General features: G+C 56.6%; 19 protein-coding genes and 1 pseudogene. 15 read left to right on the forward strand and 5 right to left on the reverse strand.

What is annotated here, in order from left to right; all coding sequences use genetic code 11:
- Positions 1–228: 228 nt before the first annotated feature.
- Genes NXC24_RS22385 through NXC24_RS22400 form a run of 4 tightly spaced genes read right to left on the reverse strand, consistent with a single transcriptional unit; the run spans position 229 to position 4246 of the window.
- Positions 229–1437: an MFS transporter gene (locus tag NXC24_RS22385; protein ID WP_104825652.1), complete on the reverse strand. Its 1209-nt coding sequence runs from the start codon at positions 1435–1437 to the stop codon at positions 229–231.
- Positions 1438–1470: 33 nt separating this feature from the next.
- Complete coding sequence (locus NXC24_RS22390) at positions 1471–2430, reverse strand: class I SAM-dependent methyltransferase (RefSeq protein WP_104825653.1); 960 nt, start codon at positions 2428–2430, stop codon at positions 1471–1473.
- On the reverse strand, positions 2427–3779 hold the full coding sequence (locus NXC24_RS22395) for an STM4012 family radical SAM protein (RefSeq protein WP_104825654.1): 1353 nt from the start codon (positions 3777–3779) through the stop codon (positions 2427–2429). The genes NXC24_RS22390 and NXC24_RS22395 overlap by 4 nt, the downstream gene beginning before the upstream one ends.
- Positions 3780–3802: 23 nt before the next feature.
- The gene (locus NXC24_RS22400; protein ID WP_104825655.1) at positions 3803–4246 is read right to left on the reverse strand and encodes a pseudoazurin; all 444 of its coding nucleotides are present in this window, start codon (positions 4244–4246) and stop codon (positions 3803–3805) included.
- Between the two features lie 387 nt (positions 4247–4633).
- Here NXC24_RS22400 and ccoN point away from each other — a divergent pair, with 387 nt between their 5' ends.
- The 13 genes and pseudogenes from ccoN (at position 4634) to NXC24_RS22465 (ending at position 16257) form a co-directional block, all read left to right on the forward strand.
- Positions 4634–6250, forward strand: coding sequence for a cytochrome-c oxidase, cbb3-type subunit I (ccoN, locus tag NXC24_RS22405; protein ID WP_104825656.1), 1617 nt, complete (start codon positions 4634–4636; stop codon positions 6248–6250).
- 7 nt (positions 6251–6257) lie between these two features.
- A complete protein-coding gene (gene ccoO / locus NXC24_RS22410; RefSeq protein ID WP_104825657.1) occupies positions 6258–6989 on the forward strand; it encodes a cytochrome-c oxidase, cbb3-type subunit II in 732 nt (243 codons plus the stop codon).
- A 9-nt stretch (positions 6990–6998) separates the two neighbouring features.
- Positions 6999–7151 carry a cbb3-type cytochrome c oxidase subunit 3 gene (locus NXC24_RS22415; protein ID WP_104825658.1) on the forward strand — a complete coding sequence of 51 codons (153 nt, stop codon included), beginning with the start codon at positions 6999–7001 and terminating at the stop codon, positions 7149–7151.
- 1 nt (position 7152) lies between these two features.
- On the forward strand, positions 7153–8016 hold the full coding sequence (gene ccoP / locus NXC24_RS22420) for a cytochrome-c oxidase, cbb3-type subunit III (protein WP_104825659.1): 864 nt from the start codon (positions 7153–7155) through the stop codon (positions 8014–8016).
- A 414-nt stretch (positions 8017–8430) separates the two neighbouring features.
- The gene (ccoG, locus tag NXC24_RS22425; protein WP_104825660.1) at positions 8431–10005 is read left to right on the forward strand and encodes a cytochrome c oxidase accessory protein CcoG; all 1575 of its coding nucleotides are present in this window, start codon (positions 8431–8433) and stop codon (positions 10003–10005) included.
- Positions 10002–10496 (forward strand): FixH family protein, encoded by a 495-nt coding sequence (locus tag NXC24_RS22430; RefSeq protein WP_104825661.1) that lies wholly within the window; start codon positions 10002–10004, stop codon positions 10494–10496. Before ccoG ends, NXC24_RS22430 begins: the two co-directional genes overlap by 4 nt.
- Positions 10493–12772, forward strand: a complete 2280-nt coding sequence (locus NXC24_RS22435) for a cation-translocating P-type ATPase (protein ID WP_104825662.1) — start codon at positions 10493–10495, stop codon at positions 12770–12772. The genes NXC24_RS22430 and NXC24_RS22435 overlap by 4 nt, the downstream gene beginning before the upstream one ends.
- Positions 12769–13047: a cbb3-type cytochrome oxidase assembly protein CcoS gene (gene ccoS / locus NXC24_RS36285; protein ID WP_104825663.1), complete on the forward strand. Its 279-nt coding sequence runs from the start codon at positions 12769–12771 to the stop codon at positions 13045–13047. Before NXC24_RS22435 ends, ccoS begins: the two co-directional genes overlap by 4 nt.
- 283 nt (positions 13048–13330) lie before the next feature.
- Positions 13331–14011 carry an OmpW family protein gene (locus NXC24_RS22445; protein ID WP_104825664.1) on the forward strand — a complete coding sequence of 227 codons (681 nt, stop codon included), beginning with the start codon at positions 13331–13333 and terminating at the stop codon, positions 14009–14011.
- Positions 14012–14371: 360 nt separating this feature from the next.
- A complete protein-coding gene (gene thiO / locus NXC24_RS22450) occupies positions 14372–15352 on the forward strand; it encodes a glycine oxidase ThiO (RefSeq protein WP_104825665.1) in 981 nt (326 codons plus the stop codon).
- On the forward strand, positions 15343–15540 hold the full coding sequence (thiS, locus tag NXC24_RS22455; RefSeq protein ID WP_104825666.1) for a sulfur carrier protein ThiS: 198 nt from the start codon (positions 15343–15345) through the stop codon (positions 15538–15540). Before thiO ends, thiS begins: the two co-directional genes overlap by 10 nt.
- 2 nt (positions 15541–15542) lie before the next feature.
- Positions 15543–15629, forward strand: a pseudogene (locus NXC24_RS22460) (thiazole synthase); the annotation flags it as partial.
- A 403-nt stretch (positions 15630–16032) separates the two neighbouring features.
- Positions 16033–16257, forward strand: a complete 225-nt coding sequence (locus NXC24_RS22465; RefSeq protein ID WP_104825667.1) for a hypothetical protein — start codon at positions 16033–16035, stop codon at positions 16255–16257.
- 155 nt (positions 16258–16412) lie between these two features.
- Here NXC24_RS22465 and hemN read toward each other — a convergent pair whose 3' ends face one another.
- On the reverse strand, positions 16413–17762 hold the full coding sequence (hemN, locus tag NXC24_RS22470; protein ID WP_104825668.1) for an oxygen-independent coproporphyrinogen III oxidase: 1350 nt from the start codon (positions 17760–17762) through the stop codon (positions 16413–16415).
- 236 nt (positions 17763–17998) lie between these two features.
- Here hemN and NXC24_RS22475 point away from each other — a divergent pair, with 236 nt between their 5' ends.
- Positions 17999–19504, forward strand: coding sequence for a PAS domain S-box protein (locus NXC24_RS22475; RefSeq protein ID WP_199773614.1), 1506 nt, complete (start codon positions 17999–18001; stop codon positions 19502–19504).
- Positions 19473–20111, forward strand: coding sequence for a response regulator FixJ (gene fixJ / locus NXC24_RS22480; protein ID WP_104825670.1), 639 nt, complete (start codon positions 19473–19475; stop codon positions 20109–20111). Before NXC24_RS22475 ends, fixJ begins: the two co-directional genes overlap by 32 nt.
- Positions 20112–20228 lie beyond the last annotated feature (117 nt).

Consider the following 20228-nt stretch of genomic DNA (forward strand, 5'->3'; position numbering starts at 1 on the left):
GTTGCCGCCATAGCTGCCCGAGAAAGACCGGTGGACGAACGCACGACCGCAATTGCCGGAGCGGGGCATCACCTCAAGGCGATGCTGCAATGCGGAATTTTCGGTTTGCCAGGTAATTTCCCTTACTGCTTGATCGAGGCCCATGCTGAGTGTCGGCGCAATGGCTCTACGACCGTTCGTAAGAACCACAACGAACAGGCAGCGCGATTACGTGCCAAAACCGCACTCTCAATGCGAGCTTCTGACCGACAAGATGGCCGTGGCCAAAGCCATTGTAGCCAAGCCGGCCGCTCCGATCGGCAGCACCGACACGTCATAATTTGCCATAAGCCTGCCGCCGACTACGGCACCGCCGGCAACGCCCATGTGCATTGCGGTGACATTCGCACCGATTATAATGTCGCCAGGGCTTCGGCCGAGATCCGCAATATAGCTTTGGACGATCGGCGAAATCGACCAGCTCGCGCATCCCCACATTGACAGGCTCGCGAAAAAAAAGATGCTGCTTTCTGACATGCATAGCAGCAACGTTGTGGCGAGATAGATTGCAGGGCTGGCGACCAGCGCGAGCCGACGACCTGCGACATCAGAAAGAATACCGGCCAGCACGCCCCCCGCCATGCCCGACGACCCGAAAACGGCGTAAAGAAATGCCTCCCAGTGGGGCCCGAAGAACCCCTTGCTCGCGGCGTAAGAAGTCAAATAACTGAAGAGGGTGAAATGACCTGCAATGAACAAAATGGAAACACACTGCGCCATCATCTGATGGCGATCTCGGAAATGAGCTAAATACAGCTTGCCAAAAAGCGAGCGCTTGCTCCTCGACCCGACATTCGGTAGCCGAACGATCACAAGCCATACAGTGACCACGGATAGCCCAATCATCGCAAGGCCTACGGCGCGCCAACCAATTAGATAAGTGATCCACACGCCCAGAGGCACCCCCAAAAAAAGCGAGCCGCTTATTCCAAGGTACACGGCGGCTATAGCACGAGCTCGGTGTCTTTCCGAGGCGAACTGAACTGCACAACTGACGGCGCAAATCGATATTTGCGCGCAAGCCATAGCCGTGATGATCCTCGAGGCGGCTGTTAGGAACAGCCCAGATCCAGTGATGGCAACCGGCACATTGCTCCCTGCAAAGATCGATATAGCTGCGACGAGCGTCGGTTTTACATTGAAGCGATAGGAAATCAGCGCAGCTATCGGTGCAAAGAAGGCGTAGGTGACCGAGAACACTGAAATGACGATACTTGCTTCTGACTCGCTTACTCCAAGGCTGGCGGCTACAGCCGGCAGCACCCCGATGAAAACGTTTTCCGCCAATCCTGTGATAAACACAGCGATAGAAAGTACGAGAATTCGAGTATCCACCCCGCTAACTATGCTGGATTGCTCGGTGCTCGCGCGGTCTTTTTTCCCCCAGCTCTGCCCCATGCTCTCAGCAGTCCTCGTATGCCCTGGCTACTATCAGTTTTTGCGAGCCGAGATAGCTTGTGCCTCATAACCGTTTGACGTCCTCTGGACAGTTTGCAACGAGAACGGCTGCGTAAAGTACTCGTACTTACCCGTCAGCACGCCTTGCGTGAATTGAAGCGCGTGCTTGCCAAAGAACCACTCTTCAACAGCATAGCCGCGCGTCAGTTCGGTTGGCGAGGTAAGGTTCAGTCCGGGCATTTCGATCCGATTGACCGTTGTCGGCGGACATAACGGTCTGACGTCCGCAACTTGGATCCCGAGCGGGATCTTTTCGAACAAGTCGCAAGGCAGCGCGTCGCTGTTCGACAGGTCGATTTTGATGAATGGCAAAGCCTCGTGGGGTCCTGCCTTTCTGGATACAAATTTTTCTACGGCGTGAACATGCGTCGGAATCCCGGGATGAGAATCCCATTTCGCATAGAAATCAGAGCGTAGTACCTGCCAGTCTGCATACAATGATTCGAGATCACCCCGATCAAATGAATTCGCGTGCCGGCACTCGTAGGGGACCGGATACCGGGAAGTTCCGATAATCGATGTAAAATTATGAAATCCACTCTCGTTGGTCCGTTGTCTCAACTCGTTGACCAACGGAACCCACACGTCCTTGGTCACAAAATGCAGCGAAGAGTGCGCCAGCGCCAGATCATACCTCTGATCAGGCACGAAATCCTCGATTTTCCCTTCGATCACATCGATACTCAACGAATGTTCGTCTGCAACCGATCTCAGCTTTCTGACCGCGCTCGATGACGGTTCCAATGCGGTTACCGTGTGCCCCCTGAATGCAAGAAAGAGAGCGTTCCTGCCTTCGCCGCATCCTAGGTCGACGACCATCGCGTTTCTTGGCAATTGCTGTTCTATTTCATAGACCTCGAGGCTTGGCCCGCCCATGGTCCAGACGTTCGGATCCAAATAGCCTCGTTCCCAAAACCGCTCGCTGTTTTTCATTTCGGAACGTACCTTTCTTCCCGGATCTTCACGTGCTCCGAGAAGAGATGATGCGCTATGAGGTTGCTATATTTGTATCCCTTCCTGGTCAGGCGGATGGCGCCGTGGGACCGCAAATCGATGCAGCCTTCGACTTCCAGAGCATCTATCACCTCGAGAAAATCGGCGCGGAGATCCCGTTTGAATCGTCGTGCATAATCCGCTTCTGAAAGCTGGTTGAGCGTAAGATTGAGTATAAAATATCTCAAACGTTGTTCGCATTCGTCTAATATAACTCCGTACTTCAGCAAATTCCGACCAGTCGTTTCTAGATCTATGTAATCCACGATGGCTTTGCCGACATTCTTCAGATCGACAGCATAGTCGAGGCTGTAGTGATATTTTCCGTTGTAACTTCGCGCACCTGCTCCGATGCCTATCATCGGAACACCGAGGAAGTCGGAGGTTTCCTGGCCGTAGGCGCTGGTGCCTTCGGGAAGACAGGTAAAACGGGTGAAAGATTCCTGCCGATACTCATTGCTCAGCATAAAATCGACATTGCTTTCGTAGATCGCGTATTTGACGCGGTCTTCCAAATATTCTTGCGGTTGAGATCGCTGCTGCTTTTGCATAGCAGTGAGCGGCCGCCTGACCGCCGGATAGAGCGAAACGGTTGTCGGCCCAAAGGACAAAACCCGCTCCAGCGAGCGTTTCCAACTTTCCTGCGTTTGACCAAAGAGGCCGTAGATCAAGTCGAGATTGAAGTTATCGAAACGCTTGCGAACTGCTTCAATGGCCGAAATGGACACAGAAAGCGGATACGGGCGGCCGGACGCTCTCAGTTCGACGGAATCCATCGTTTGGATTCCCATGCTGATCCGGTTCACTCCTTGATTCTTCAAAAAGTCTAGCAGTTCCCCGGACACCGTGTCGGGAGAGCCTTCGACGCACAACTCGGCTGAACGGTCTATATTTGGAAAGCCATTTCGAATGGAAGAGAAAATTTGAGCCAGCCGATCGATGGGCAGGAGAGTTGGGGTTCCGCCCCCGATATAGACCGATGCGACAGGTCTGTGCCCCGCGAATGTTGCGTAAAGGCGTATCTGCCAGCAGATCTTTTCGACATATCGTCGAATAAGATCCTGCGTGTGCCGCGTAGTCAGAAAGAGCGTGCAATAGGTGCACCTATATCGGCAAAACGGCACATGTATGTATAACGATACCGGCGCCTGGTCGTTTGAATCCCACACGTCGCTCAATCGAATGTTTTCAAGCTCTTTATAAGTCCGTTTTGGGGGGTAGCTATATACATACGCCTCGAGGTCGCCTTTGCCGATGGCGGCGCTCAGGCAATTTGCAAATGATTGCATGCTCCTTTCTCCTGCGGCCGGCACTATTCGTCAATCTGCGTGAGGTCGGCGTCAAGACGCTTGCGCACGAGGTTTGGAACGGTTGCAGTCTTGATGGCATCGAGATTGGTGGGCTTATCGCCAACTTGAATGAGGGCCACCATCCCCAAGCTCATATGCGGGGTGCATTTCACCACATAGACGCCAGGTATATCGAGTGCTGCGCGATATTCCTCGTTTGCTTTAGATTTGAACTCCGGCGCGCCTTCAGGGATCAAACCCTTGAACGTTTCGACATTGTGTCCCTTATCAACCGGAATAAATGTGACCGTGTCGCCTGGTGCGATCTTCGTGAAACCTGGCTCGAAAACCATTGGGCCGTCCGTACCTCTGTTCACCATCCGGATCTGGTGATCCGCCGCCTTAAGTGGCATTGCTGACGCGGTCAGCACCGCCGTTGCGACGATAGGACAGATTTTCAAACGCATTTCTGATCTCCTTTCGCGATAGCCTGATTAGCTGTCGGTCCGAAGCTTTAGGCGCGAACCGGCCGACATTCCTTGAGATCGAGCAATCTTTAATCAAATTCCGCCTCAAGCATGCGCGCCGGTGTGCATCCGCGCGCGGATCGCCGATGAGGTCACTGCGGCAATCACACGTTCGGGGTTGCGTTCTCAATGGGAACGCTTCTGGCGTGCCTCATCCGCGGGTGATCAAAACGCAATTAGATGCAATCAGGTGGGTCGCCAAACAAAATCGCGGCGTTCGTTGAGAGAGATCAAGGACTGATTGCCCGTCACGTGCGAATAGTTCCCCAAACTGGCGAGAAAGGCGGCCGCCTGTAGCGTGGTCGTCTGTGCACTGGGAAGCATGACATGAATTACACCGCTGAAACCATGCTGGTTGCGGTCGGCGCTTTCTTGGCACTGGTCGGCGCGGGGGCCGCTCATGACCAGCTTTTTGCAACCCACATGGGGATACTGTTCTTCTGTTTGCTAGCGGGCACCGTACTGCTTTTGCGGCGGATTGATTTTTCCCCCGCGACAGTGAGCGCCAACCCCAAAAACGGGGCCTATTTTGACGAGGTCATCCGCTATGGATTGATTGCGACCGTCTTTTGGGCGGTGATCGGCTTTGTGATCGGTGTCGTGATCGCCCTGCAACTTGCCTATCCGGATCTGAACTTTGCGCCATACCTGAACTTCGGTCGCCTGCGCCCAGTGCACACCTCTGCCGTCATTTTCGCATTCGGCGGCAACGGGTTGATAATGACGTCTTTCTATGTCGTCCAGCGCACCTGCCGAGCCCGGCTCTTCGGCGGCAGTCTCGGTTGGTTCGTGTTCTGGGGGTATCAGCTCTTCATCGTCATGGCCGCGACCGGCTATATTCTCGGGATTACGCAGGCCCGCGAATATGCCGAGCCCGAATGGTATGTCGACATCTGGCTCACCATTGTCTGGGTCGCCTATCTTGTCACCTTTCTGGGAACGATCCTGAAGCGCAAGGAGCCGCACATCTATGTGGCGAACTGGTTCTATCTGAGTTTTATCGTCACCATCGCCATGCTGCACGTCGTCAACAATCTGGCGATGCCGGTGTCGTTCCTTGACTCGAAGAGCTATTCGCTATTTTCGGGCGTGCAGGGTGCTCTGACACAATGGTGGTACGGCCACAACGCAGTCGGCTTTTTCCTGACCGCCGGCTTCCTTGGCATGATGTACTATTTCGTGCCGAAGCAGGCGAACCGCCCTGTCTATTCCTACCGCCTGTCGATCGTCCATTTCTGGGCGCTGATCTTCATGTACATCTGGGCTGGCCCACATCACCTGCATTACACGGCATTGCCCGACTGGGCGCAGACGCTGGGCATGGTCTTCTCGGTGATGCTGTGGATGCCTTCCTGGGGCGGCATGATCAACGGTCTGATGACGCTTTCGGGAGCTTGGGACAAGATCCGCACCGACCCGATCATCCGCATGATGATTGTCGCGATCGCCTTCTATGGCATGTCGACCTTCGAAGGCCCGATGATGTCGGTCAAGACGGTCAACTCGCTCAGTCACTATACCGAATGGACCATCGGTCACGTTCATTCTGGTGCGCTCGGCTGGGTCGGCATGATCACGTTCGGCGCCATCTACTACCTGACGCCAAAGCTCTGGGGACGTGAGCGGCTTTACAGCCTCCGCATGGTCAACTGGCATTTCTGGCTCGCCACGCTGGGCATCGTTATCTACGCGGCGGTGCTGTGGGTCGCCGGCATCCAACAAGGCCTGATGTGGCGCGAATACAATAGCCAGGGCTTCCTCGTCTATTCCTTCGCAGAGACCGTGGCTGCGATGTTCCCCTACTACCTCCTGCGCGCTGTCGGCGGCGCTCTTTATCTGGCAGGGGGAGTGATCATGGCCTGGAACGTCGCAATGACCATCCGGGGGCGCCAGCGCGACGAAGCCGCGATCCCGAGCGCTTTCATTGCCAAGGCTGCCGAGTGAGATAAACATGTCAATACTCGCCAAACACCAGATCCTCGAGAAAAATGCCACCCTGCTGCTCGTCGGGTCGCTGTTGGTGGTCAGCATTGGCGGCATCGTCGAGATCGCGCCGCTGTTCTATCTCCAGAACACGATCGAGAAGGCGGAAGGCATGCGCCCGTACACGCCTCTCGAGCTGGCAGGGCGCAATATCTACATCCGCGAAGGCTGCTACCTCTGCCATAGCCAGATGATCCGCCCGTTCCGGGACGAAGTGGAGCGTTACGGCCATTATTCGCTCGCCGCAGAGTCCATGTATGACCATCCGTTCCAGTGGGGCTCGAAGCGCACGGGACCGGATCTGGCGCGTGTCGGCGGTCGTTATTCCAATGAGTGGCACGTCCAGCATCTGTCCAACCCGCGCGAGGTCGTGCCGGAGTCGATCATGCCCACTTACGCCTTCCTCAAGGAGAAGGACGTCACGGTTAAGGATATTGGCATGGATCTCAAGGCTAACGAGGATGTCGGCGTGCCCTATAGCAAAGACATGCTGGCGAATGCGGAAGCCGACATGCGGGCGCAAGCCGATCCGAACGCAAATACGACCGATCTGCTGGCGCGATATCCGAAAGCGAAGGTCGGCGATTTCGACGGCGACCCCACCAGGCTGACTGAGATGGACGCGCTCGTCGCGTATCTGCAGATGCTCGGAACACTGGTTGATTTCTCGACCTATGACGATGCCACCGGTTATCGCTGAGGTGCCACCATGGAAACATATACTGCAATGCGTCACTTCGCCGACAGTTGGGGGCTCCTCGCAATGGCCTTGTTTTTTGTAGGGGCTATCGCCTTCACGCTCCGGCCAGGTAGCCAAAAGATCGCCAACGAAGCCGCTGACATACCTCTGAAGGATGATTGAGATGTCGGACAAACATATAGACGAACTCAGCGGCGTCGAAACAACGGGCCATGAATGGGACGGCATCCGTGAACTCAACAATTCCATGCCGCGATGGTGGGTGTGGACATTCTATGTCACGATCCTCTGGGCCGTCGGCTATGCCGTCGCCTATCCCTCCATACCCCTGATCAGAGATACCACCAAAGGACTGCTCGGCTTTTCGAGCCGGGCGGAACTGCAGCATGAAATTAACAACGCCAAGGTTGAGCAGGCCCGCCTCGATGTTATGATCGCCGCAAAATCCGTCGAAGAAATCGACGCCGACCCAACGCTGCGCGAGTTTGCCATCGCCGGTGGCGCGTCGGCCTTCAAGGTCAACTGCGCGCCGTGTCATGGCTCCGGTGCCACCGGCGCTCCAGGGTTTCCCAATCTGAACGACGACGACTGGCTGTGGGGCGGCAGTCTTCCCGCCATTCAACAGACCATCGCGCATGGCATCCGCTTTGAGGCAGATCCCGAGACGCACGTCTCTGAGATGCCCGCCTTCGGTGATGTACTCGAACGCACGCAGATACGCCAGGTGGCCGCTTATATTTGGGGTTTGACCCACACAGTTTTCGATCCGGCAGCGGCCGGCGCCGGCAAGCAGGTTTTCCTCGACAATTGCGCTGTCTGTCATGGCGAAGACGATAGGGGCAAACAGGAGATAGGAGCACCAAATCTCGCCGACGCGATCTGGCTTAAGGGGCGAGGGGAGCAGGCGATTATCCGCCAAGTGACGCTGCCGAAGCACGGCATTATGCCGGCTTGGTCGGCCCGGCTAGGCGAAACCACCGTGAAGGAGTTGACGGTGTTTGTTCATTCACTGGGTGGTGGAAAATAGAAAAGAAAAATCACCAATGCACGTGCATCACAATCCTCATGGCCGGCCGGACGACGCGGTCAGCAGTCGATCACAATCTTGTCCATTTAAACAAACCCGAGCCCGACGGGTGCGACGCGCGACCATGGTCCCCAGCAAGGTTGCTTTCGGACAGCCAGAAAACTTGCTCGTAGAACTGAAAAAGATTGCAGGATTTGATTTCAGTCAACGATCGCAAGCCAGCAAGCTGCTATTCTCCGGCCTTGGAGGACGTCCCTTCGTGCTTTGGCTCGTAGTTCCTCCGGGCCACACCCCTCCCGGAGTGTGGCTCTCCTTTTGATTGAGCCGATGGGCTCACCTTTCTCTCCCAGACTTGCGTCAAGACTGCTTGGCTCGTCAAATGCAGGATGAGGATCATCAACAGGATGGCACGCGATGAGCCTCAACATAGCTCCCACGAGAGGTGACGATCGCAGCGAACACTCAGACGTCGACGACGTTGGTGCACGGCGCAACCGTCAGCCACTCTATGCTGCACGAAAGAAGGTGTTTCCAAAGCGGGCGCAGGGTCGGTTCCGGCGATTCAAATGGATCGTCATGCTGATCACGCTCGGCATCTACTATCTTTCTCCCTGGATTCGCTGGGACCGAGGCCCATATGCGCCCGACCAGGCGATTCTCATCGACTTGGCCTCTCGTCGCTTCTTCTTCTTTTTCATCGAGATATGGCCCCAGGAGTTTTTCTATGTGGCCGGTCTGCTTGTCATGGCTGGCTTTGGCTTGTTTCTCGTAACGTCGGCGGTGGGACGGGCATGGTGTGGTTATGCCTGTCCGCAGACGGTCTGGGTCGATCTCTTCCTTGTCGTGGAACGCGCGATCGAAGGTGATCGCAACGCGCGCATGAAACTCGATGCTGGTCCCTGGACGCCGGACAAGCTTGCAAAGCGGGTCGCCAAACACAGCATATGGGTCCTTATCGGCGTCCTCACCGGTGGCGTATGGATATTCTATTTCGCGGATGCGCCATCCCTGGCCGTTGCCTTAATCAAGGGCCAAGCGCCGGCGGTCGCCTATGCCACGGTCGCCATTCTCACCTCGACCACTTACGTTCTTGGTGGGCTGATGAGGGAACAGGTCTGCACCTACATGTGTCCGTGGCCCCGCATCCAGGGCGCTATGCTGGACGAAAATTCCCTGGTCGTCACCTACAACGACTGGCGCGGTGAGCCTCGCTCCCGCCATGCCAAAAAAGCTCAGGCAGCGGGCCAGCCGGTTGGCGATTGCGTTGATTGCAATGCCTGTGTGGCGGTCTGTCCGATGGGCATAGACATCCGCGATGGTCAGCAGATGGAGTGCATCACCTGCGCCCTATGTATCGACGCCTGCGACGGCGTGATGGACAAGCTCGATAAGCCGCGCGGCCTGATCTCCTATGCGACGCTGAGCGAGTATGCCGCCAACATGAGCCTTGCGACCAACGGCGGCACGGTTGCCGTACAGCCGAACCTCATACGAAACCCTGGTGGCAGCTTCGTCGAGGGCATTCGGCACTTCAATTGGCGGGTGATCTTCAGGCCGCGTGTTCTTTTCTACGCCGCTGTATGGGCAGCGGTCGGGGTGGCGATGCTCGTGCATCTGGCACTCAGGGAGCGGCTGGAGCTGAACGTGCTCCATGATCGCAATCCGCAATATGTGCTGGAGTCGGATGGATCAATCCGCAACGGTTATACGCTTCGCGTTCTCAACATGGTCCCGGCGCCGAGGAAAATCGATATCCGACTGGAGGGCGCAGTAGGAGCGACAATGAAGATCCCCGAACTCTCGAAGGAGGAAGGCCGGCACTTCACTGTCGATGCGGATCCGGACGCGGCCACCTCGCTCAAGGTGTTCGTAACGCAACAGGCCAAGGCGGAGACGATCAAGGAATTCCTGTTCGTCATAGAGGACGAAAATCACACGGATCGGGCGACGTACCGGGCCGCCTTCAACGCACCGGGAGTGCCGAAATGAGAAGCCAAGTTACCGCCGGACGTCCCTTCACCGGCCGCCATATGCTGGTCGTCATTGTTGCGTTCTTCGCCGTCGTGATCGGAGTGAACGTGACGATGGCGGTTCTCGCGTCCACGAGTTGGAGCGGCCTTGTGGTGGAGAATACCTATGTCGCAAGCCAGGAATTCAACAGCAAGGCCGCAGCAATGCGCGCTATGGCTAGCAGCGGCATTTCCGGCGATCTGTCCTTGCGCGGCAATGTCATTCACTACGATATTCACAATCAGGACGGGTTGCCGGCGGTGGTCGACGACGTGACGCTGACGTTCAGAAGACCCGTGGGCGACCGAGAGGACTTCGTGCTTGCACTGACCAAGACGAGCGAAGGCCATTTCGAAGCCAAACATCGCATTGAGGGAGGTGACTGGATCGTGGAAACCATCTCGCGCAGAGACGGTGTCACGGTAATGCATGAGGCCAGGCGCATCGACACGGCGGAGTTTGGACAATGACCTGCTGCACCATGGACGCGGAAGGCGTCATGACAATGAGCAAGTGCTGCGCCAGTACCGAGGAGATCGTCCTGGCCAGCCATCCGCTGGGGGAGGGGCTTCGCCAACTGGACCTCAGCGTTCCCGATATGCACTGTGGCGCATGCATCTCGACCATCGAACGGTCTTTGCGCAGGTTACCCTATGTGAAGGGCGCGCGAGTCAACCTGACTGCTCGGCGGGTCAGTTGCACCTATGTCGAGCGGCTTGATAATGCTGGCATCGATCCCTCGGGTATTCTTTCCGCGATCACCGAAACCGGCTATCGGGTGCATATTTTCACTCCCGCCGCGTCCCAGACGGATAGCCTGCGCAATCAATTGCTCCTGGCCGTTGGTGTCTGCGGCTTTGCCGCAGCGAATATCATGCTGCTCTCGGTATCAGTCTGGTCCGGCGCAGATGCGGCGACGCGAGACCTGTTTCACTGGATTTCCGCGATGATTGCTGCGCCGGCCCTTATCTATGGCGGCCGTTTCTTTTTTCGCTCGGCGTGGAATGCCTTGAAGCACGGGCGGACCAACATGGATGTGCCCATTTCTCTCGCTGTCACGCTCTCCTATGCCGTATCGTTGTGGGAGACGATCCATCACGGAGAGCACGCCTGGTTCGATGCCTCCGTTTCGCTGCTATTCTTCCTGCTGATCGGTCGCGCGCTCGACCATATCATGCGCGAGAAAGCCCGGGCCGCAGTCAACGGTCTTGCGAGGCTCGCACCCCGCGGTGCCCTGTTGATAACGGCCGACGGCAGCAGGCGATATGTTTCGGTAGAGGACATAGGCATTGGCGACCATATCTTTATCGCCGCCGGCGAGCGCGTCCCCGCCGATGGCGTCGTGATCGCCGGCACGAGCGAACTCGATCTCTCCATCGTCACAGGCGAGAGCGTGCCGGTCGCAGTCGGGAATGGCACGGAGGTTCGGTCGGGTTCGATGAACCTCATGGCTTCGTTGACCATTCGCGTCACGAAGACGGCGGAGAACTCTCTACTCGCCGAGATTATCAGCCTCATGGAAGCTGCCGAAGGGGGCAGGGCGCGCTATCGCAGGATCGCGGACCGAGCTGCAAGCCTTTACTCACCGGCAGTCCACCTGCTTGCGCTGGTTTCGTTTCTTGCCTGGGGTTTCATCGGTGGGGATTGGAAGCATGCGATGCTGGTCGCGGTTGCCGTTCTCATCATCACCTGCCCGTGCGCGCTTGGTCTTGCCGTACCGGTCGTCCAGGTCGTCGCCGCCGGGAAACTGTTTCGCAGCGGCATTATGATCAAGGATGGTTCTGCTTTGGAACGTCTCGCCGAGGTCGATGCCGTCGTGTTCGATAAGACCGGTACTTTGACGATGGGCCAGCCATGTCTCATCGAAATGTTGGGCGCGGGGCCGGAGGAAAGGGCGATTGCGGCCGGTCTTGCCGCGCATTCCCGGCATCCACTCTCCCAGGCGTTGTTGCGTAGTGCTGGCAGCAATGTCCGCCGGTTCGACAGCGTCGCGGAGATTCCGGGTGCGGGCCTCGAGGCCGAGGCCGCCGACGGACTTTATCGGCTCGGCAACATGCAGTTCGCTTGCGCCGCCCCGCTTCGTGAAAAAGAACCAAATCAGTCCCTTTCCGAGGTTATACTGTCGAGGAACAGGGTAGAGCTGGCGCGCTTCTACTTTGAGGACACTCTTCGTCCCGGAGCAGCCGCGGCCATTCGCCAGCTCAGTCTTGCGGGGCTACATACAATGATCCTGTCTGGTGACCGGCGAGCAGTCGTCGAATCGACCGCGCGGCTATTGCATATGGATCGCTGGATTGCGGAATTGGATCCGAAGCAGAAAGTCGAAGAGTGCGCACGCTTAAACGAGGCGGGCAACAAGGTCATGATGGTTGGCGACGGTATCAATGATGCGCCGGCACTTACGGCGGCGCATGTGTCCATGGCTCCCGCAACCGCCTCCGACATTGGCCGACAGGCGGCAGACCTCGTTTTCCTGAAGGACCGCCTCGACGCGGTTCCGGAGGCGATCTGCGTCGCGCGGCGTACGGCTGCTCTGATCCGCCAGAACTTCGCCCTTGCCATCGGTTACAATGTGCTGGCTGTTCCGATCGCCATCACGGGCTATGCGACGCCGCTTATCGCCGCTGTCGCCATGTCCACGTCGTCGCTGATCGTCGTGACGAATGCATTGCGCCTAAATGGCTGGAATTGGCAGACAGAACCTGCCGGCAAATTCGCCACCCCTGCGGGAGCTTCCGTATCATGAATATGCTGATCTATCTGATCCCGCTGGCATTGTTTATGGGTACGCTCGGCCTCGGAGGTTTTCTGTGGTCGCTGAGGTCCGGGCAGTATGATGATCTGGAGGGAGCGTCCTGGCGCATCTTAGTGAATGAGGATAATGCGCCCGAGGGGGCGCAACAAACGACAAGCGTCAGCGCAGATGACCCGACGAAACTGCAAAATTCCCAAATGCCTGGAATTCACAGACGGTCTAACACGATGACGCTTTTGCGAAATGACGATTCGAAACCGGGTTGAATTGCGTGAGGCTTTCAGCCCAGATAGTCGAACTCGTCTCATGCCAAACACGAATGATGCAAAGCTGCAGCAAAGGCGTTTTTGCAATGATGCCGTTGTTATTCCAATTCGCTGTTGCGGCAAGCGTCATCCATGTGCCTGAACGTTGCGAAATTGCCACACAAAGCTAGGGTTTGTCTGCGACAGGCAGACCAATTTTCTTTAGTTGAGCTGCCTCAAATCCTGATGTGCCAGCCGATGTTATTGCTCCTCGATTAAGGATTTCAGATCGAAGGAGACAAGGATGACTTCCAATGACATGGTACGGGCCATCATCGCTAGCGCAATATTGGGTACCGTGAGCACCGCGCAGGCTGCCGATCTGACGACACCGCCAAGTAGGCCTCCCATTCCTGCGGCAGCGGATAGAAACCCATGGCAGATGCGGCTGCGGGCGCTTGGTGTGATCACCACTGACTCTGGGCGCGTCGACGGATTGCCTGGTTCGGATCTTTCCTTTTCGAACACGGTCGTGCCGGAATTCGATATCTCGTATTTCTTCACCGACAATATCGCCGCCGAACTCATCCTGGCCACAACCTACGCCAAGGTCCATGGCGGAGGCTCGATTTCAGCGCTCGGTGAGATCGGCAAGACTTGGCTGCTGCCGCCAACGCTCACCCTACAATATCATTTCTCCGACTTTGGCGCTTTTCGGCCCTATGTCGGTGCCGGCCTCAACTATACGCTGTTTTACAACCAGTCAGGAAAAAGTGCTCGCAGCCTTGATGTCAAAAACACCTTCGGTGTCGCGCTCCAGGCCGGCTTCGACTATATGATCAACGACCACTGGGGTGTGAACTTCGACGCAAAAAAGATCTTCCTAAGGCCCGATTTCGACGCCAACGTCGGTGGCGCCGGTGTCAGCGGCAAGGCCAGGCTCGATCCATGGCTGCTTGGCGCGGGCGTAACCTATCGTTTCTAAGCCCTCATAAAATCGCTTGATGTAGCGACTTGCGTCATTCAGGGCTCGAGCATCGTTTGGATGGCGTTGGCCGCCAGTAATGCTGGGTGTGTGCATGCCGACTTAATAATCAAACTTGTGAGAAGATCAAGGTCAACTCGAAGTGGAGTAGCTCGAGAAATGGAACGATTCGCAAGCAAGTCACAGCGCTATCGAGCTCGCAAGGAGTTCACTTGAGCTCGCATCCAGGTGCGGCCCGAAATTCTGCTCGCAGCGATAATCGCGCGACATCGACGCCGAGACGCAAAAGCAGGCGCTGGATAAGATGGTCGCAAAATGCCCGCAAGGGGGCGATCTCTATACGCCTATGGGAGCATGACATTGCGGATTCTCGTTAAGGGCGCCGGAATTGCCGGCCTCATAGTAGCACGTGAACTTTGCGCGCGTGGCGCTCACGTAACAGTCGTCGACCCGCATCTTGGATTCGGGCGCTCTGCGTCCTGGCTCGCTGGCGGCATGCTGGCGCCCTGGTGCGAGCGGGAAAGCGCCGATGAGAGAGTAATGACGTTAGGGAAAATGGCCGTGGAATGGTGGGATGCCGTCGTGCATGGCCAAGTCATCCGTAAAGGGACACTGGTTGTCGCACCTCAACGGGATTCGGGCGAACTCCGCCGCTTTGCGGCCCGTACGTCTGGGTATGAATGGTTGGACGAAGAGGGTGTGGCCGAGCTTGATCCCGCCCTTGCACGGCGTTTTCGCAGAGGCCTGTTCTTCCAGGGCGAAGCGCATCTGGATCCTCGCCAGGCGCTGCGCGCGTTGAAAGAGCTGTTGTCGGCAGAGGGCGTCGTCTTTACCGACGAAGATGTGAGCGAAGACGATTTCTCCGATATCGTTGATTGCACCGGTGCTGCCCGCATCGGGCAAAGTCGCAATCTGCGCGGCGTGCGTGGCGAAATGCTCTATCTGCATACAGAGGAGGTCACGCTCGCCCGGCCCGTCCGCCTGCTGCATCCGCGCTTTCCCGTCTATATCGTCCCCCGCGGCGAGGGCCTGTTTATGGTCGGCGCGACGATGATCGAGACCGAATTCGACGGCCCGATCACTGCCCGCTCGATGATGGAACTGCTGAACGCAGCCTATGCGCTGCATCCAGCCTTTGCGGATGCTACTATCGTCGAAACCGGCGCCGGCATCCGCCCTGCCCTCCCCGACAATTTTCCGCGAGTAATGCGGGACGGCAAAGTCACATACCTCAACGGTCTTTATCGCCACGGTTTTCTGCTGGCGCCGACAATGGCGGCAGAAGCCGCCGATCTCGTCTTTTCCGAACGGACGACGCAAAGGAGTTTCCTATGCACCTGATCATTAATGGCGAAGCGCAGACGATCGCCGCCACGACGCTTTCGCAGCTTTTGGCCGCCCTCGACTACGAAGGCGACTGGCTGGCAACCGCCGTCAACGGCGAACTCGTTCATCGTGAGGATCGCGACGGACATATTCTGGCCGACAACGACAGGATCGAGATCCTGACACCCATGCAAGGAGGCTGACCATGCTCGATCTCTACGGAAGCCAAATCGGGTCGCGACTTCTGCTCGGCACCGCGCGCTATCCCTCGCCAGCAGTCCTCGCCGAAGCGGCTACGCGCGCCGCACAGTCTTGACCGCATCGGGGAATGGAAGGCGCGAATCGGCAGCATCGTCGGCCGACTATGGAACGCATTGCCGGCGTCTTCGAGAACGGGGAGGGTAGTGCTGCAGTGGTGACGGATATTGTCTTGCATGCGAAATCCTAAGCTGAACCAGGCAATGGATCGTAACAAAAACGCCTAAAGGTGCCCTAAACACCGTCGCGCATTGGAACCTGAAGCGCCGGGACACTGCACACAATTTTGAACCAGCAAACAAAATGGACGCTGCGGCAAATTTCGGGATGCGTGGCTAACGACACGTCCCGGTTAATCTTTTAGAAAATAAGCATATCGCAGTGCGGTTAAGACTGGATTTCAGGACGAAACAAGTCAACCTTCAGGGGGACGTCTCATGGAACCTAACCGACCCACAACAATACAGATCAGCGCCCCTCAACATGCCGCGAATAATCCATCTCGCGTCATCGAGCGCGAGGAGGTGCTTGCCGAGGCTTTCCGCGAATTCGTGCTGACAGCCGTCGCTGCCGGTTGGAAAGAGCCGGAAGTCGCCTTGACCTTGGCCGATATCGCAGATGACTACGTTATGGCGATCGCTCGAAGAGCAGCGGCAAATTAGTATTGAGTTCCATCTGCGTTCGTCTGTGGTATCCGCAAGATGGCTGCTAACAACTCTTCATCCAGCCGGTCGCAAGTCGCTTAAGATGAGATCGCTTGCCGGCGATATAACCGACGCGCCGAAGGGCTCCATTGCTTTGTTGCAAAAGAGAAATCTCAGGCCGTCTTGCTATAACAACGCGGCGATTCCCTCACATAGGCATCGAAAGCGGCCGCAACGGCGCGGATCAGAAAGCGCCCTTCTTCTCGCAAACGAATGATGCCGCCCGCGTTTTCGATTACCCCGTCGCTCTCGAGCATCGAGAGCCTGGGGTTGCCTTTGAGAAGCGCGTGTGGCTCAAAACCGTATGTGACCGCCAACGCCGCGATGTCGACCTGAAAGTCGCACATCAGGCGCTCGATGATACTTGCCCGCAGGCGATCTTCGGCCGACAAGCGCCAGCCTTTCGTTGTGGCCAAGCGTCCGGATGCGATCCGCTTTGCATAACGATTGGGAAGTACCTCGTTTTGAACATAGCCGCCTGGCATGCGGCCAATTGCCGACGAACCCAAGGCGATAAGCGTCTCACAGGCGTCGGTCGTGTAGCCCTGAAAATTGCGATGCAATTGCCCGTTTGTCTGCGCGGTTGCCAAACTGTCGTGCGGCCTGGCGAAATGATCGATCCCGATGCGGCGGTAGCCCGCCGCAACAAGGTATTCCGAAATTGCCTTTGCCTGGGAAATACGGCTTCGCGCACTGGCGAGAGCGGCTTCGTCGATCAGCCGTTGATGCGTCTTGAAGGAAGGTACATGCGCATAACCGAAGACTGCGAAACGGTCCGGCGCCATCGCGATCGCTGCCTTGGTCGTCTCGATGCAAGATTGAACCGTCTGGTTTGGCAGGCCATACATAAGATCGAAATTGATGCTGGCGATGCGCGCCCGCCGCAATTGAAAAACCGCCTCCATTGTCTGTTCTTCGCTTTGGATGCGGTTGATCGCCCTCTGGACCGCCGGATCAAAGGTCTGCACCCCGACACTAGCGCGGTGCACCCCTGCTTCCCCGAGAACAGTCGCCATCTCTTGATCTAGCGTCCTCGGATCGATCTCCAACGCGATTTCGGTCAAACCTGTGAACTCGAAATGTTTGCGCAGAAGCTCAATAAACTCAAACATTATCGTCGGCCCAATGGTCGTTGGCGTTCCTCCACCAAAATGCAGATGGGCGATCCTCATCGGCGCCGCGGTCCTTGCGGATACGAGGCGTACTTCCTCGCGCAGCATTCGCAGGTAGTCGGCGATCGAGCCGTTGCGCGCATTCGTGGTGTGACATCCGCAATACCAGCATATCGATGGACAAAATGGTATGTGGACGTAAAGCGATGCCGCTTTCTCCCGCGAGATAGTCGTCAGCCAATTCTCGTAAGTGCTATCGTCAACGTTGGTGGAGAAACACGGCGACGTCGGATAGCTGGTGTAGCGGGGCAGGCGCTCATCGCCGTATTTTTCAACAAGTGTCGATCGCATGCGTAATCCTTCTATGGAGTGCGGCCTAGAATGCGGGCATTCTAGGCACACGTTTTGCATAGCTCTTTGATCGACAACAAAGAGCGCGTCGGATTTGCTTGAATTATTTTTTCAAAATCGCGGCGCCGACGCAAAGGAGGCGCAGCACACTCGATGAAGAGAGTTCAGCTTAGTTGTGATCTGCCAGCGAGATGCTCGGCATGATGACAGTACCTTATCCCCTGGCGGATCACGAAATGCATACACAAGGCGCTGGCGGGCTCGCTTGGATGTTTGTCCGGTGGCGGAACAGACCGATCGTCGCCTATAGTGTCGCCGCCGCTACTCCATTCGCCATTCTCGTACCGAGATTGGCCCTGTCGCAGTTCACGAGCGATGATCTTAGCCTATTGCCGTTCATTCCCGCTATTCTCATGGTCGCAATCATCGGCGGCGTAAAGCCAATCGCTCTAGCGGCGGGCATGTCGCTTGGCGCTGATGTCCTTGTTCAGCGGCTGGGCGATGCGGCTGACGCGACGGTCTTTGAACTGGTTTCCTTTGGCGTTGCAGTCCTTCTGATTGCTTGTCTGGGAGAGGCGTTACAGGCGACGAGACATGCCATCAGCGAGGGGGAGATTGCCCTCACAGCGCGCACTGCGCATCTGGCATCGATATTGGACAAAGTGCCCGATGCGACGGTGATCACGACCCGCGACGGTGAAATTGTTTCCCTCAACGCCGCCCTCTTGCGGCAGTTCGGGTATGCAGAACAAGAACTCGTTGGCGCGAACCTGCGACTGCTGATGCCTGATCCTTATCGCGCTGTCCTCGGCACCCATATGCAACGGCAACTTGGAACCGGCAAAAAGCAAGTCATCGAAGATCAAGTGGTTGTCGGACGCAGGAAGAACGGATCGACGTTTCCCCTCAAGTTAACCGCGAGCCAGCTGGAATCTGGTGGTGGCTTATTTTTCATCGGCTTCCTAAGAGACCTTACGGAGCGGGAAGAAGCTGCTGCTCACCAGCAGCGAATCCTGGCGGAATTGGCAAGATTGGCCCGCCTAAGCGAGATGGGCGAGATGGCATCCGCCCTTGCGCATGAGCTGAACGAACCGCTGTCGGCGATCGCAAATTATGCTTGCGGATGCACGAAGCTCTTGAGCGGCATGAACAACAATCTCCCAGAGGGCATGAGAAACGCTTTGCGGGAGATTGAAAGTCAGTCCCTTAGAGCGGCAAAGATTATCAAACATCTCAGAGAGTTCGTCACGACAGGTGATACGGAAAAGTCCCTCGAAAACATTCGCACGCTCGTGGAGGAAGCAGGCGTCCTTGCGCTTGTCGGTTCCCGAGAAAACGGCATTCGGACCGTATTCGAATACGTTCCCGGTGCCGAGATGGTGATGGTCGATCGTGTTCAGGTCGAACAGGTCATCATCAATTTGATGCGAAACGCCATAGAAGCTATGCGGCACGTCGAGCATCGTGAGCTTACGATTCGCACGATGCCCACGCAGGAGGGCGAAGTCGCCGTTGTCGTGGAAGACACCGGCGAAGGCATTTCGGAGGAAATTGCCGCGGAGCTCTTTGAGCCATTCGTCACAACAAAGCCAACTGGAATGGGTGTCGGCCTTGCGATCTCAAAACGTATTGTCGAGGCGCATGGAGGTGAGATGAACGTCTCGAAAAACGCGGCTGGCGGAGCTACTTTCCAGTTTACGCTTCCCGCCTATGCGGAAGGACAAACGTGTGAAACCGACTGACTATACGATCCATATTGTCGATGACGAAGAGCCGGTGCGCAAATCGTTTGCCTTCATGCTGACCATGAACGGCTATGCCGTCAAGGTGCATCAATCGGGAGCCTTGTTTCTCTCCTTTGCGCCGGGCATCCACAACGGAATTCTTGTTACGGATCTCAGAATGCCTGAAATGTCAGGTATTGATCTCATCCGTCAGCTTAGTGTGAAAAAAATCGCAATTCCGTCAATCGTGATCAGCGGACATGGCGATGTGCCGGTGGCAGTCGAGGCAATGAAAGCCGGTGCAGTCGACTTCATAGAGAAACCCTGCGAGGACGCCGTTATCATTGAGGCCATCGAACGAGCGTCGGACCATTTACATGTTAATGATGCTAACGCCGACGAGGTCCTCGCCGTTCAAGCGCGCGTCCAAACCTTGAGCGAGAGGGAGCGCCAAGTGCTTCTTGCCGTCGTGGCGGGCCTTCCGAACAAGTCGATCGCACATGATCTGAATATTAGCCGCCGCACGGTGGAGGTTCATCGCGCCCGCGTCATGTCGAAGATGCGAGCAAAAAGCCTCCCGCATCTCGTTCGTATGGCTGTTGCGGTGGAGATTGGACCCTTCTAGCTTCGTAGTGTTGATCTCATCGCATTCGGCGTCTTGCCGTAACCTTCCGAGCGGGAAAGGTTGCGCCATGCATTCCGTTTCCCAAAAACTCAAAATTTGATCGTCATCGCTCGACGA

Source organism: Rhizobium sp. NXC24 (genome assembly GCF_002944315.1).
Taxonomy (GTDB): Bacteria; Pseudomonadota; Alphaproteobacteria; order Rhizobiales; family Rhizobiaceae; genus Rhizobium.